Source organism: Occultella glacieicola (genome assembly GCF_004353825.1).
Classification (GTDB): Bacteria; Actinomycetota; Actinomycetes; order Actinomycetales; family Beutenbergiaceae; genus Occultella; species Occultella glacieicola.
Window position 1 is genome coordinate 381,579 of sequence record NZ_SMNA01000003.1, and the last position, 14,370, is coordinate 395,948.

General features: G+C 70.0%; 10 protein-coding genes. 5 read left to right on the top strand and 5 right to left on the bottom strand.

Annotated features, from left to right (window positions below):
- Window positions 1-85: 85 nt before the first annotated feature.
- Both EXU48_RS07335 and EXU48_RS07340 read right to left on the bottom strand, forming a co-directional pair.
- Window positions 86-1,213, bottom strand: a complete 1,128-nt coding sequence (locus EXU48_RS07335; protein ID WP_133106973.1) for a hemolysin family protein — start codon at window positions 1,211-1,213, stop codon at window positions 86-88.
- Window positions 1,210-2,532: a hemolysin family protein gene (locus tag EXU48_RS07340; protein WP_207947655.1), complete on the bottom strand. Its 1,323-nt coding sequence runs from the start codon at window positions 2,530-2,532 to the stop codon at window positions 1,210-1,212. The genes EXU48_RS07335 and EXU48_RS07340 overlap by 4 nt, the downstream gene beginning before the upstream one ends.
- Before the next feature lie 133 nt (window positions 2,533-2,665).
- Between EXU48_RS07340 and EXU48_RS07345 the strand changes: the two genes are divergently transcribed.
- The 5 genes from EXU48_RS07345 to EXU48_RS07365 all read left to right on the top strand — a co-directional run bounded on the left by EXU48_RS07345 (window position 2,666) and on the right by EXU48_RS07365 (window position 11,021).
- Window positions 2,666-3,391 carry a response regulator transcription factor gene (locus tag EXU48_RS07345; protein WP_133106974.1) on the top strand — a complete coding sequence of 242 codons (726 nt, stop codon included), beginning with the start codon at window positions 2,666-2,668 and terminating at the stop codon, window positions 3,389-3,391.
- Window positions 3,392-3,441: 50 nt separating this feature from the next.
- Entirely contained in the window at window positions 3,442-4,560 is a 1,119-nt protein-coding gene (locus EXU48_RS07350) for a HAMP domain-containing sensor histidine kinase (RefSeq protein ID WP_133106975.1), read from the top strand.
- Window positions 4,561-4,750: 190 nt separating this feature from the next.
- Window positions 4,751-8,578 carry a multifunctional oxoglutarate decarboxylase/oxoglutarate dehydrogenase thiamine pyrophosphate-binding subunit/dihydrolipoyllysine-residue succinyltransferase subunit gene (locus tag EXU48_RS07355; protein ID WP_133106976.1) on the top strand — a complete coding sequence of 1,276 codons (3,828 nt, stop codon included), beginning with the start codon at window positions 4,751-4,753 and terminating at the stop codon, window positions 8,576-8,578.
- Window positions 8,575-9,180: a GDSL-type esterase/lipase family protein gene (locus tag EXU48_RS07360; RefSeq protein WP_268958154.1), complete on the top strand. Its 606-nt coding sequence runs from the start codon at window positions 8,575-8,577 to the stop codon at window positions 9,178-9,180. Before EXU48_RS07355 ends, EXU48_RS07360 begins: the two co-directional genes overlap by 4 nt.
- Window positions 9,181-9,188: 8 nt before the next feature.
- Complete coding sequence (locus EXU48_RS07365; protein WP_133106977.1) at window positions 9,189-11,021, top strand: glycoside hydrolase family 35 protein; 1,833 nt, start codon at window positions 9,189-9,191, stop codon at window positions 11,019-11,021.
- Window positions 11,022-11,081: 60 nt separating this feature from the next.
- Here EXU48_RS07365 and EXU48_RS07370 read toward each other — a convergent pair whose 3' ends face one another.
- The 3 genes from EXU48_RS07370 to EXU48_RS07380 all read right to left on the bottom strand — a co-directional run bounded on the left by EXU48_RS07370 (window position 11,082) and on the right by EXU48_RS07380 (window position 14,365).
- The gene (locus EXU48_RS07370) at window positions 11,082-12,566 is read right to left on the bottom strand and encodes an alanine/glycine:cation symporter family protein (RefSeq protein WP_133106978.1); all 1,485 of its coding nucleotides are present in this window, start codon (window positions 12,564-12,566) and stop codon (window positions 11,082-11,084) included.
- A 132-nt stretch (window positions 12,567-12,698) separates the two neighbouring features.
- The gene (locus tag EXU48_RS07375) at window positions 12,699-12,845 is read right to left on the bottom strand and encodes a methionine/alanine import family NSS transporter small subunit (protein WP_133106979.1); all 147 of its coding nucleotides are present in this window, start codon (window positions 12,843-12,845) and stop codon (window positions 12,699-12,701) included.
- Entirely contained in the window at window positions 12,842-14,365 is a 1,524-nt protein-coding gene (locus tag EXU48_RS07380) for a sodium-dependent transporter (RefSeq protein WP_133106980.1), read from the bottom strand. Before EXU48_RS07380 ends, EXU48_RS07375 begins: the two co-directional genes overlap by 4 nt.
- Between the last annotated feature and the right edge of the window lie 5 nt (window positions 14,366-14,370).

Below are 14,370 nucleotides of genomic sequence, written 5' to 3' on the forward strand. Positions count from 1 at the left end.
CCTTGAATCGGTCCAGAACCTGTGAGCGAACCCACGCGCACGCGGCGCATCGTAGGCAGGAACGTCCGCCGGAACCAAACCGGGCTCATCGTTGCTGGGCCCGCTGCATCGAGTCGCGGACCTCACCGACCAGTTCCTCGAGGATGTCCTCCAGGAACACCACGCCGATCCGCCCGGAGTCGGCCGCGTTGGCGACCGCGGAGTCGGCCTCGGCGACGGCGCCGGGCGCGAGCACCTCACCGCCGCCGATGCCCGCGTCCGGTGCGGCGCTGACCGCGGCCAGGTGGGCACCGGTGCGCTGCATGGCGGCGAGGACGTCCTCGATCTCGTCCCCGGTGGCGGCCATGGCCATCGGCCGCACCCGCCAGTCCGGCACCGGCGCCGCCCGCAACTCGTCGGAGTCCGCGTACAGGACGTCCTTGATATGCAGGTAGCCGATCACGGCATCGCCGTCGGTCACCGGGAACCTGGAGTACCCGGTCTTCGCGACCGCGTGCTCGACGTCGTCCGGCGTGCACCCCAGGGGCAGCGTGACCAGGGCATCGAGGCCGACCATCACTGTGCCTGCGGTGGCCTCGGAGAACTCGATGGCACCGGTGAGCAGGCCGAGGTCGTCGTCGAGGAGTCCCTCGGCCTGGGACCGCTCGACGATCGCGGCGACCTCCTCGGCGGTGAAGGTGGAGGTGACCTCGTCCTTGGGTTCGACGCCGCCGAGACGCAGGATCGCGTTCGCCAACCAGTTCAGGAACCTGATCACCGGGGAGAGCACCCGGGAGATCCACACCAGCGGCGGGGCGAACCAGAGGACGGCTCGCTCCGGCGCGGAGACGGCCAGGTTCTTCGGGACCATCTCCCCGACGACCACGTGCAGGTAGACCACGATCGCCAGCGCGACCACGAAGCCGACGACGTGGCCGGCCTGCTCGGGCAGCCCGACGGCGATCAGGGGGCCCTCGACCAGCCGGGCGATCGCGGGCTCGGCGACCGCACCGATCCCCGTCGAGCAGATCGTGATCCCCAGTTGGGCGCAGGCGAGCATGAGCGAGACGTTCTCGATCGCCCACAGGGCGGTGCGAGCGGCCCGGGAGCCGGACTCGGCGAGCGGTTCGATCTGCGAGCGCCGGGCGGACATGATCGCGAACTCGGCGCCCACGAAGAACGCGTTCGCGGCAAGCAGCACGAGCGCCACGACCAGCGCGGTCCCGGAGCTCATCGCCCGTCCTCCGACTCCGCCGTGGCCTCGGCGGCCCGGACCTGGATCGAGTCCACCCTCCGGGAGTCCATGGTCCGCACTCGCAACGTCACGCCGGGCACCTCGACCTCGTCGCCGACGACCGGCAGCCGGCCGAGCGCCGTCATCACCAGGCCGCCGAGGGTCTCGTAGGGCGCCTCGTCCGGGACCACGAGCCCGGTCTGGTGGTAGAGCTCGTCGGGACGCAGGCTGCCCGGGACGATCCAGGTCCGCGCCGGACCGGGCCGTACCACGCGTCGGCCGCGGTCGTGCTCGTCGGCGACCTCGCCGACCAGTTCCTCGACCACGTCCTCGAGGGTCACGACCCCGGACGTGCCGCCGTACTCGTCGACGACCACCGCCATCTGCAGCCCGTCACGCAACTCCACGAGCAGAGGTCCGAGCCGGATCGTCTCCGGCACCCGCGGCGCCTCGTCCATCAACGCACCGACGGGTACGTCCCCGCGTCGCTCGTGCGGGACCGCGACCACCCGCCGCAACTGGACGATGCCGACCACCTCGTCCGGTGAGGCGTCGATGACCGGGAACCGGGAGTGCCCGGTCGAGCGGGCCAGGGCGAGCAGGTCGGTGGCACGGGCGTCCCGGTCCACCGCGTGCATCCGCATCCGGTCCGTCATCACATCGACGGCGGTGAGCCGACCCAGCCCGATCGACCGGGTCAGCAGGGTGGCCGTGGACATCTCGAGCGTGCCCGCCTTCGCCGAGTGCCGCACCAACGCGGCCAGCTCGGTGGCCGAGCGGCCGCCGCTGAGCTCCTCGCGCGGCTCCACCCCGAAGGCGCGGAGCACCCGGTTCGCCGACCCGTTCAGGACCGAGATCATCGGCCGCAACGCGGTGGTGAAGCCGTGCTGGAACGGGATGACCAGTTTCGCCACCTTCATCGGGTCCGAGATCGCCCAGTTCTTCGGGACCAGCTCACCGAAGATCATCGAGAACGTGTTCACGACCACGAGACTGACGACGACGGCCACGGCCGTGGCGATCGCCGTCGTCAGCCCGGTCCGCCCCAGCGGTACGGCGACCAGGTTCGCGACGGCCGCCTGCATCGTGTACCCGAGCAGCACGGTGGTCAAGGTGATCCCCACCTGTGCCCCGGAGAGTTCGGTCGACAGATGCCGCAGCGCCCTCACGAGCAGCGTGGCTCGCTTGTCACCTGCGGCGCTGCGCCGGTCGACCGTCGCCGGGTCGAGCGCCACCAGCGAGAACTCCGCGGCCACGAACAACGCGGTCCCGGCGGTCAGCACCACTCCGAGCAGGACCAGCAGCCAGTCGGTGATCATCGCGGATCATCGCCGGTCATCGCGGAGTACCGGAGGGCCTTCGACGGGTGGCGGCGGGATAGCCAGGCATAGTGGAGCCAGAGTAGCCCCCGACCTCCCGGATCCTGCGGCCCGGGTGTGCCAGAGTTTTCCCATGTCGACCGCCCAGCCGCACACGTCAGTACTCATCGTCGAGGACGAACCGGAGATCGCCGCGCAGATCGCCCGGCGTCTGCAGGCGGAGGGCTGGAGCGCCCATATCGCCGACGACGGGCCGTCCGGGGTGGAGGCGGCAGCGACCCTGCGACCGGACCTGATCGTGCTCGACGTGATGCTCCCCGGCATCGACGGCCTCGAGGTCTGCCGCCGGATCCAGGCCGAGCAGGCCACCAGCGGGCACCCAGCGGCGCCGGTGCTGATGCTGACCGCCCGCGACGACGAGACCGACATGTTGATCGGACTGGGCGTCGGCGCCGACGACTACATGACGAAGCCGTTCTCGATGCGCGAGCTGCTCGCCCGGCTGAAGGTGCTGCTGCGCCGGGTGGAGCGGTCCCGGCAGGCGCCCACGACCGGCTCCGGTGAGCCGCCGATGGTGCTCGGCGACCTCGTCATCGACCGGGCCGCGCGCCGGGTGAACCGCTCCGGGGGGGAGGCCCACCTGACCCCCACCGAGTTCGACCTGCTGGTCTGCCTGGCCCAGAGCCCGCGCACGGTGCTCTCCCGCGAGCGCCTGCTCGCCGAGGTCTGGGACTGGGCCGACGCCTCCGGCACCCGCACGGTCGACTCGCACGTGAAGGCCCTGCGGCGCAAGCTCGGTTCCGACCTGATCCGCACGGTCCACGGAGTCGGATACGCCCTCGAGCCGACGGCCGGCTGAGGGCGGCCCCCTCGCCCCCGCTCCTGCGCCGCCGTGATGAAGCCGCACCGATGACCACCCCACACGTCCGGCACGCCCGCTCCACGGAACTGAGCTGGTGGCGGCGACTCCTCGGACTGGCCGGCGACCTACGCCCGCTCGACCCGATGCGCTCGATCAAGATGAAGTTGATCGTGATCATCGCGGCCACGGTCGCCATGTACACGCTGGTCACCTGGGCGGGTATCCGGTTCGGGTTCGGGGTGCTGAACACCTTCCCGTTCGCGCTCGGGGCCTCGCTGATCCTCACCCAGATCCTCGCCCGCGGCATGACCCGGCCGCTGCGGGAGATGACCGCCGCGGCGCGCTCGATGGCACGCGGCGACTACACCACCCGAGTACATACCAACAGCCAGGACGAGGTCGGCGAGCTCGCCGCCGCGTTCAACTCGATGGCCCAGGACCTGGACACCCTGGACGCCCAACGCCGGGAGATGGTGGCCAACGTCTCGCACGAGCTGCGGACGCCGGTCGCGGCGTTGCGGGCCCAGTTGGAGAACATGGCCGACGGCGTCGTGGAACCCGATCCGGACGCGCTCGAGGGGGCGCTCACGCAGATCGAGCGGCTCTCCCGGCTGATCACCTACCTGCTCGACCTGTCCCGGCTCGAGGCCGGGGCGGCCAGCCTGGCGCTGACCGACTTCGAGGTGCAGGAGTTCCTCGACGACGTCGCGACCCAGGCGCGGCACGCGGCCGCCGGGTCCGGCCGGGAGCTGCGCTGGGCGGTGTCCACCGTGCCACCGGACCTCCACCTGACCGCCGACGAGGAGCGGCTGCGGCAGGTCATCTCCAACCTGCTCGGCAACGCCTCCCGGCACTCCCCCCACGGGGGCACGGTGTCCCTGCGGGGGCGTTACTCGGCCACGACCGACGAGGTCGTCATCGAGGTGCTGGACGAGGGTCAGGGCATCCCGGTCTCCGACCGCGAGAAGGTCTTCGAGCGATTCGAACGCGGCAACGCCCCTGCCCAGCGCGGCGGCCTGTCCACCGGCGGCACCGGGCTCGGCCTGGCGATCGCCCGCTGGGCGGTGAGCCTGCACGGTGGCACGATCGCGGTCGCGGACCCGCCGGGAGGGACCGGGGCCATGCTCCGGGTGACCCTGCCCGCGCGCGGCCCCGCCGAGGGGTAGTCCACAGCAACCGCTGCGGCACCGGTGACGAACCGTTGACCACCCTTTGAACGACCGTCGCGGGCGCGGGTCCGACGCGTCACATTTTGGCGCGGCGGGGCCGCCCCGTGGCGTTCCAGTGGTGTTCGTCACCTAGGCTTGTGGAGACGATTCCGCACCCGATTACTCTTTGGAAGAGGGCGATCCCCGAGTGTCCCAGCAGGCACCACACGACCCTGTCTCGGTTCCCACGAACTTCGGCGGCAACGAATGGCTCATCGACGAGCTGTATGCCCAGTACCGGGAGGACAAGTCGCAAGTCGACCCGACCTGGTGGGAGTTCTTCGAGAACTATCGCCCCGCGGACCTCGCGACCAACGGCACCGGGGGTAGCAACGGCGCCCCCACGGCCAAGCCGGCCGGCGCGGCAGCTCCCGCCCCGGCGCCCGAGCCGAAGGCCAAGGCGAGCAGCCCGCCCGCCGCAGCGACGCCGTCGGCCCCGGTCGTCGGCAGTGCCGCACAGGCGGCTACGCCGGCCACGCCGGCCGACGAGGTCCGCGCGGACCTGCCCCCGGCCGCGCCGGAGGTCACCGCGGAGGCGCCGACCGCCCCCTACACGAAGTCCCTCACCGGCGGCGGACCCCGCAGTGCCGGCGGTGACGACGAGGTCGAGAAGCTCCGTGGCGCGTCCGCCCGGACCGTCACCAACATGGTCTCCAGCCTGGACGTGCCGACCGCGACCAGCGTCCGCTCGATCCCGGCGAAGCTGCTCGTCGACAACCGGATCGTGCTGAACAACCACCTCCAGCGCAGCCGGGGCGGCAAGGTCTCGTTCACGCACCTCATCGGGTTCGCCGTGGTCGAGGCGCTCGGTGACATGCCGGAGATGAACGCCGGATACCGCGACCTCGACGGCAAGCCCGGCATCGTGCGTCCCGCGCACGTCAACTTCGGCCTGGCCATCGACCTCGCCAAGCCGGACGGCACCCGGCAACTGCTGGTGCCCTCCATCAAGGAAGCCGAGACGATGGACTTCGCCCACTTCTGGGCGGCCTACGAGGACATGGTCAAGAAGGCCCGCGGCGGCAAACTCACCGTCGAGGACTTCGCGGGCACCACGATCTCGCTGACGAATCCCGGCACGATCGGCACCGTGCACTCGGTGCCCCGGCTGATGGCCGGGCAGGGCACGATCATCGGCGTCGGCGCGATGAACTACCCCGCCGAGTTCCAGGGCGCCTCCACCGAGACCCTCTCGAAGCTCGGGGTATCGAAGGTCCTGACGCTCACCTCCACCTACGACCACCGGATCATCCAGGGTGCCCAGTCCGGTGACTTCCTGCGGATCGTGCACTCCAAGCTGATCGGCGAGGACGGTTTCTACGACCGTGTCTTCGCGGCGCTGCGGGTGCCGTACGAGCCGGTCCGGTGGACCACGGACACCAGCGACGAGGACGAGTTCGGCAAGCCGGCGCGGATCGCCGAACTGATCCACGCCTACCGCTCCCGCGGGCACTTCATGGCGGACACCGACCCGCTGGCCTACCGGCAGCGCCGACACGCCGACCTGGACGTGCAGAACCACGGTCTGACCCTCTGGGACCTGGACCGCACGTTCCCCACCGGAGGGTTCGGCGGCAAGCCGAAACTGCCCCTGCGCGACATCCTCGGCCTGCTGCGCAACTCCTACTGCCGCACCATCGGTTCGGAGTACATGCACCTGCACGACGCCGCCCAGCGCAAGTGGCTGCAGCAGCGCCTGGAGTCCGGCTGGGCGAAGCCCGAGCCGATCGCGCAGCAGCAGATCCTGCGCAAGCTGAACGCCGCCGAGGCGTTCGAGACGTTCCTGCAGACCAAGTACGTCGGGCAGAAGCGGTTCAGCCTTGAGGGTGGCGAGTCGCTGATCCCGATGTTGGACAAGATCCTTGAGCGTGCCGCCGAGGAGGGTCTGGACGAGGTCGGCATCGGGATGCCGCACCGCGGCCGGCTGAACGTGCTCGCCAACATCGCCGGCAAGTCCTACGCGCAGATCTTCGCCGAGTTCGAGGGGAACCAGGACCCGCGCACCGTGCAGGGCAGCGGCGACGTGAAGTACCACCTCGGCACCGAGGGCACCTACACCTCGGTGAGCGGGGAGAGCACGAAGGTCTACCTCGCCGCGAACCCGTCCCACCTCGAGGCCGTGAACGGTGTGCTCGAGGGCGTCGTGCGGGCCAAGCAGGACCGGATCGACCTCGGCGGGGCCGGGTTCTCGGTGCTGCCGATCCTGATCCACGGGGACGCCGCGTTCGCCGGGCAGGGCGTGGTCATCGAGACCCTGAACATGTCCCAGCTGCGCGGGTACCGCACCGGCGGCACTGTGCACATCCTCATCAACAACCAGGTGGGCTTCACCACCGGTGCCTCCTCGTCCCGGTCCACGCTGTACGCGACCGACGTGGCGAAGGGCCTGCAGATCCCGGTGTTCCACGTGAACGGTGACGACCCGGAGGCCGTCGCGCACGTGGCCGAGCTGGCGTTCGACTACCGCCAGGAGTTCCACAAGGACGTCATCATCGACATGGTGTGCTACCGCCGCCGCGGTCACAACGAGGGCGACGACCCGTCGATGACCCAGCCGGTGATGTACTCCCTGATCGAGAAGAAGCGCAGCGTCCGCAAGCTGTACACCGAGGCGCTCGTCGGTCGTGGTGACATGACCGAGGACGAGGCCGAGGAAGCACTCTCGCACTACAAGGGCGAACTCGAACGGGTCTTCACCGAGGCCCGCTCCACCGGCAGCTCCTCCACCGACGCCGGTCAGGTGGCCGGCCTGGAGCGGCCGGAATCCCAACTGGAGGACGCCGGCGTCATGGTCGGTTGGGAGACCGCCGTCCCCGCGCAGATGCTGCAGCGGATCGGTGACGCGCAGGTGCGCCCGCCCGAGGGGTTCACCGTGCACCCCAAGCTCCTCCAGATGCTGCAGAAGCGGCACCAGATGTCCACCGACGGGGACATCGACTGGGCCTTCGGGGAACTGATCGCATTCGGCTCCCTGCTACTGGAGGGCACGCCGGTGCGGCTGTCCGGGCAGGACTCGCGCCGCGGCACGTTCGTGCAGCGGCACGCGGTACTGCACGACCGGGTCAACGGCGCCGAGTGGACCCCGCTGATGTACCTCGCCGCCGACCAGGGCAAGTTCTGGGTGTACGACTCCGCGCTGAGCGAGTACGCGGCCCTCGGGTTCGAGTACGGCTACTCGGTGGAGCGCCCGGACGCGCTGGTCCTGTGGGAGGCGCAGTTCGGCGACTTCGTCAACGGCGCCCAGACGATCATCGACGAGTTCATCTCCTCCGCCCAGCAGAAGTGGGACCAGTCCTCCTCCGTGGTGCTGCTGCTGCCGCACGGCTACGAGGGTCAGGGACCGGACCACTCCTCGGCCCGCAAGGAGCGGTTCCTGCAGCTCGCGGCGGAGGACAACATGATCGTCGCGGAACCGTCCACTCCGGCGAACCACTTCCACCTGCTGCGGCGTCAGGCGTACCAGCGCCCCCGCCGCCCGCTGATCGTGTTCACCCCGAAGCAGTTGCTGCGGCTGCGGGCGGCCACGTCCACGGTGGAGGACTTCACCTCCGGCACCTTCCAGACCGTCATCGGCGACTCCGCCGTGGACGCCTCGAAGGTCGACCGGGTGCTCATGTGCAGCGGCCGGGTCTACTACGACCTGCTCGCTGAGCGCACCAAGCGGGAGGACGACCGGACCGCGATCGTGCGCCTTGAGCAGCTCTACCCGCTCGACCACGACGCCATCGCGGCCGAGCTCGGCCGCTACCCGGACGCCGAGTTCGTGTGGGTGCAGGACGAGCCGAAGAACCAGGGTGCGTGGAGCTACCTGGTCCTGAACCTGGCGTACTCGCTGCCGAACGTGGCCGACCCGGAGCGGCTGAAGGGCCGGGTCCGGGTGGTGTCCCGCCCGAACATGGCCGCCCCGTCCGCCGGTACCGGCAAGAAGCACCAGGCGGAGCAGGCCACCCTGCTGAGCGAGGCTTTCCAACGGTGAGCGCCGCGTCCACCGACGCGGTTGGCACGCGCATCTGTGTGGTCGGCGACGAACTCGTCGCCGGGCTCGGCGATGCCCGCGGGATGGGCTGGGTCGGCCGGGTGGCGGCCCGGACCGCCTCGGAGTCCCCGTTGGCCTTCTTCCCGTTGGCGGTGCCCGGGGAGACCAGCACGTCCCTGTCCGGGCGCTGGGAGACCGAGTGCAACCGGCGCTTCGGCGGCGGCGAGAATCGTCTCGTGGTGGCTCCCGGGTCCGCCGACGTGCAGCACGGGGTGTCCCTGGCCCGGAGCCGGCTGAACCTCGCGAACGTCCTCGACGACGCCACCAACCGGCAGATCCCCACGTTCGTGGTCGGCCCGCCGCCGCGTGCCGACGTCTCCGAGTCCGCACTCGGTGACCTCTCCGGCGCGTTCGCGGACGTCTGCCAGCGCCGCCGGGTGACGTACGTGGAGACCTTCGAACCGTTGCGCACCCATGAGCAGTGGCTGGCGGACATCTCCGCCGGCGACGGCACCCACCCCCAGCAGGCCGGCTACGGCCTGCTGGCCTGGCTGGTGCTCCACAACGGCTGGCACGAGTGGTTGGGCCTGCCCCAGGAGTGAGGACCCCTGTGACCGACTCGTTCACGATCTCCGGGCAGCAGTTCCTGCGCGACGGTGTGCCGCACCAGATCATCTCCGGCGCGGTGCACTACTTCCGGATCCCGCATCCGCTGTGGGAGGACCGCCTCCGGCGGCTGCTCGCCATGGGCGCGAACGCCGTCGAGACCTACGTGGCGTGGAACTTCCACGTCCCGCATGCGGGCACCGCTCCCGACTTCACGGCGGGCGCGGACCTCGGCGGGTTCATCGACCTCGCCGGTGCGCTCGGTCTCGACGTCATCGTGCGGCCCGGCCCGTACATCTGCGCCGAGTGGGACCTGGGCGGGTTCCCGTCGTGGCTCCTCGCCGACGACGCGGCCGCCGGTGCTCTGCGGACCTCGGACCCGGCCTACCTGGCCCACGTGGGCGCGTGGTTCGATGTGCTGATCCCGATCATCGCCGAGCGCCAGCTGACCCGGGGTGGCCCGGTGATCGCCGTGCAGGCGGAGAACGAGTACGGCAGTTACGGCAATGACGCCGACTACCTGCGCGCGATGGTGGACGGGTTGCGTGCGCGCGGCATCGACGTGCCGCTGTTCACCTCGGACGGCCCGGAACCCCTCATGCTCGCCGGCGGCACCGTGCCGGGCCTGCTCGCGACGGCGAACTTCGGTTCGCGGCAGGCCGAGGCCTTCGCGGAGCTCGCCCGGGTGCGGCCGGACCAGCCCGGGATGTGCATGGAGTTCTGGAACGGCTGGTTCGACCACTGGGGCACGCCGCACCACCGCCGTGACGCCGCGAGCGCCGCCGAGGAACTGGCCGGGATGCTCGCGGACGGCCGGTCCGTGAACTTCTACATGGCGCACGGCGGCACGAACTTCGGGGTCTGGGCCGGCGCGAACTGCCACGACCTCGAGGACGATGCGGCGGAACCGCAGTATCAGCCGACCATCACCTCCTACGACTACGACGCCCCGATCGCCGAGGACGGCACGCTCACGGCGAAGTTCGACGCGTTCCGGGACGTGATCGCCGCGCACACCGGTCGCACCCCACCCGCCCCGCCACCGCCGGCGGCACGGCTGGCCCCGCGGGCGGTCGAGGTGACGGCCACCCTCGACCTCGCCGCCGTGCTCGACGGCGTCGCACCGATTCGTGGGGCGATCCCCCGCTCGTTCGAACGGCTCGGCATCCACCACGGGGTGGTCCGGTACCTGACCACCGTGGATGCGACGACGACGCCGATCCCGCCCGCGGACCTGCACCTGGACGGCCTGGCCGACCTCGCCAGCGTGGTCGTCAACGGTGCGCTGATCGGCCGCCTCGGCCGCACCCGGGCGGACGCCGCCTACGGCCCCGCGCGCGACGGCCTGCGGATCACGCTCGACCGGCCGGTGAACACGATCGAGATCACCGTCGCCTCACTCGGCCGGGTGAACTTCGGCCGGCACCTGCGCGACGAGAAGGGGCTGCGGGCGGTGCGGTACTCCCACCAGCACCTGTTCTCCTGGACGCATGCGGGCCTGGACCTGACGACCCTCCCGGAACTGGACTGGACCGCGGCGGCGACCGCCGCCGTCGGGCCGGTCGGCGGTCTGCACCGGGCCGTCGTGGAGCTCACCGAGCAGGACCGGGCCCGCGACGCCTACATTGCGCTGCCCGGCTGGCACCACGGCCACGTGTTCCTGAACGGCTTCAACCTGGGCCGGTACTGGAACCCGGCCGGGCCGCAGCGCACCCTGTACGCCCCGGCACCGCTGTGGCGGGCCGGGGCGAACGAGCTCGTGATCGCCGAGCTGACGCTGCCGGCGGATGCTCCGGGCGGGCCCATCGAGATCCGGGACACCCCGCAGCTGGGCTGAGACCGCCCGTGCGCCCACATGCGCGCGCCACTCGGACCCGCCGGATCGAGTGCCGGGCCGCTAGGACCTCGAGCTCCCATGGCTCGAGCCGACCACGTCCCCGGCCTTCCAGTCGGCCCAGCCGGGCTGATCGGCCATGAACGCCTCGACCTCCTCCTTGGACGCTGCGAGCATCGGGTCGTTCCTGAGGTAGTGCCGCGTCTCCCGGACGATCAGCCCGCTCAGGACGAGCAGCCCGATGAGGTTCGGCAGTGCCATCAGCCCGTTCATCACGTCGGAGAAGTTCCAGACGACCCCGAGCTCCACCGTGCAGCCGACGAACACCACGAGCGAGAAGATCACCCGGAACGGCATCACCCCACGACGCCCGAACAGTCGCTCCACGTTGCGCTCGCCGTAGTAGGACCAGCCCAGGATCGTGGAGAACGCGAACAACGCGAGTCCGACGGTGACGATCCAGTGGCCCCACTGCCCCGGCAGACCGTGGGTGAAGGCCTCGCCAGTCATGATCGCCGCCGAGATCTGCTCACCGGCGGCGTCCTGCTCGCTCCAGACCCCGGTGGTGATGATCACCAGGCCGGTGCAACTGACCACGATGATCGTGTCGATGAACGTCTGCGTCATCGACACCAGGCCCTGGCGCACCGGGTGGGTGGTCTTCGCCGCTGCCGCCGCGATCGCCGCCGAACCCATCCCGGACTCGTTCGAGAAGATGCCGCGGGCGACGCCGTACTGGACCGCGATGATGATGGCGGAGCCGGCGAACCCGCCCACCGCGGAGGTCCCGGTGAACGCGTCGGTGAAGATCGCCGCGAACGCGGCGGGCAGCGCCTGCACGTTCGCGGCCAGGATGAAGAGCGCGCCCAGCACGTAGAACACGATCATGATCGGCACCAGGGCGGCGGTCACGCGTCCGATGGACTTGATCCCCCCGACAAGCACGACGAACGTCAGCAAGGTGAGTGCGATCCCGGTCACCACGATCGGCACCCCGAAACTGTTCTCCAGGTTCGAGGCGACCGAGTTTCCCTGGGTCATGTTCCCGATCCCGAAGCAGGCGATCGTGGCGAACACTGCGAATGTCAGCGCCAGGACCTTGCCCACCGTGCCCCTGATCGCTCGTTCCAGGTAGTACTGCGGCCCGCCGGACTTCTCACCCGCGGAGTCGGTGGTCCGGAACCGGACCGCGAGGAACGCCTCGGAGTACTTCGAGGCCATGCCGAGCAGCCCGGTGACCCACATCCAGAACAGCGCGCCCGGTCCGCCGATCCCGATCGCGGTGGCGACCCCGACGATGTTGCCGGTGCCGACCGTGGCGGCCAACGCCGTCGTGAGGGCCTGGAACTGGGAGATGTCCCCTTCTTCGGCGCCGACGTCCTTGCGACGTAGGATCCCGAGCCGCAGGGCCGCCCCCAAGGTGCGGAACTGGATGCCGCCGAGCCTGATCGTCAGGTACAGCCCGGTGCCGAGCAGCAGCGGGATGAGCAGGTACGGCCCCCACACCACCGAACCGATCTGCCCGAGTATCTCCTCGAGTCGTGCCATCGCCATTCCCCCGTCGTTCGTCTGTGCCCGGGATGTGCCAACCCGCGCAGGTCATTGCCCGGAGAGCGTGCCATCCCGGTGTTTCGCCTAGGTGACCCGCGGGTCGGGTGGCGTGGCCCGCGGGCCCGATGCTCAGGTGGAGGGCGGGTACTCCTGCTGCCCGTCCTCGACCACATCGAACTCCTCGGGGTGCTTGCGCAGGTGCAGCAGCGCCACCACCAGGCCGCCCCAGACCAGGAGCAGTGCCACCACCAGCATCACGATCGCCTGAGCGCTCATCGCGACTCACCTCCCTCGACGAGCAACGAGTCGCCGTCGACCACCCCGCGTCGCCACGGGATGAAACTGATCAGCACGGCAACCACGACCAGACCGATCGCGACCCCCCAGCCGTACACGCCGACGTATCCGGACGGCATCGCGCCGTAGCCCTCCTGGATCCTCGTGATCACCTCGCTGACGAACATGTAGCCGAGCACGAGCGGGGTGATGACCCCGAGGAGGACGAACCAGGTGCGACCAATCTTGAACGAGGACACCGAGTTGACGTGCTCGGCCAGTTCGGGGAACTTGCGCAACCCCCATCCGATCACGATCACACTCGCGAGTGCGGCACCGACGATCCCGAAGTTGTTCGCGAAGTTGTCCACCACGTCCAGCAGGTTCAGCCCGGTGGTGGTGGGGAACAGCGCGACCGAGACCACGGCCATCAGGCCACCGGCGATCAGCACGGACTTCGTCCGGCTCCAGCCGAGCTTGTCCTCCACGCCCGCGAGGACCACCTGCACGATCGACACCAGCGAGGTGATGCCGGCGAGAACCAGCGAGAGGAAGAACAACACCCCGAACAGGCTGCCACCGGGCATCGTGGAGATGATCGCCGGAAACGCGATGAACGCGAGCCCGATCCCGGACTCGGCCACGTCGGCGACCCCGACTCCGCTGGCCTGTGCCATGAACCCGAGCGCGGCGAAGACCCCGATGCCGGCGAGGATCTCGAAGCCGGAGTTGGAGAACGCCACCACCAGGCCGGATCCGGTCAGGTTTGACCGGCGCTTGAGGTAGGAGGCGTAGGTGATCATGATCCCGAAGCCCACCGACAGCGAGAAGAAGATCTGCCCGTACGCAGCGATCCACACGCCTGGGTTCGCCAACGCATCCCAGTTCGGCGTGAACAGGGCGTCCAGACCGAGTGTCGCGCCAGGCTGGCGCAGCCCCTGGATCACCATGACCACGAAGATGACGACCAGCACCGGGATGAAGATGGCCGACAGCCGGGCGATGCCGCCCTGGACGCCGAGCCGGTGCACCACCAGGGTGAACAGCCAGATGATGATCAACGGGATCCCGACCGCCGGTACCCAGGAACCGCCGAGGGTGAACTCCCCGCTCTGCTGCAGGAAGTCGCCGCCGAAGAACCCGCCCGGGTCATCCCCCCAGGCCTGGTTGATCGAGAAGCCGGTATAGCGGACCGCCCAGGCGATCACGACCGCGTAGTAGACCGCGATCACGAAGCAGATCCCCACCTGCCACCAGCCGATGGACTCAGCCGCCCCGCCGAGCCGGCGGTAGGCCAGCGGGGACGACGCCCGGAACTTGTGACCGATCGCGTAGTCCAGGAACAGCAGTGGGATGCCCGCCGTGAGCAGCGCCACCAGGTACGGGATGATGAAGGCGCCGCCGCCGTTCTCGTAGGCGACGTATGGGAACCGCCAGATGTTTCCCAGCCCGACCGCGGACCCGACGGCCGCGAAGATGAACGCGCGGCGCCCCTTGAACTGTTCTCGTTCCTCTGCCACGTCAT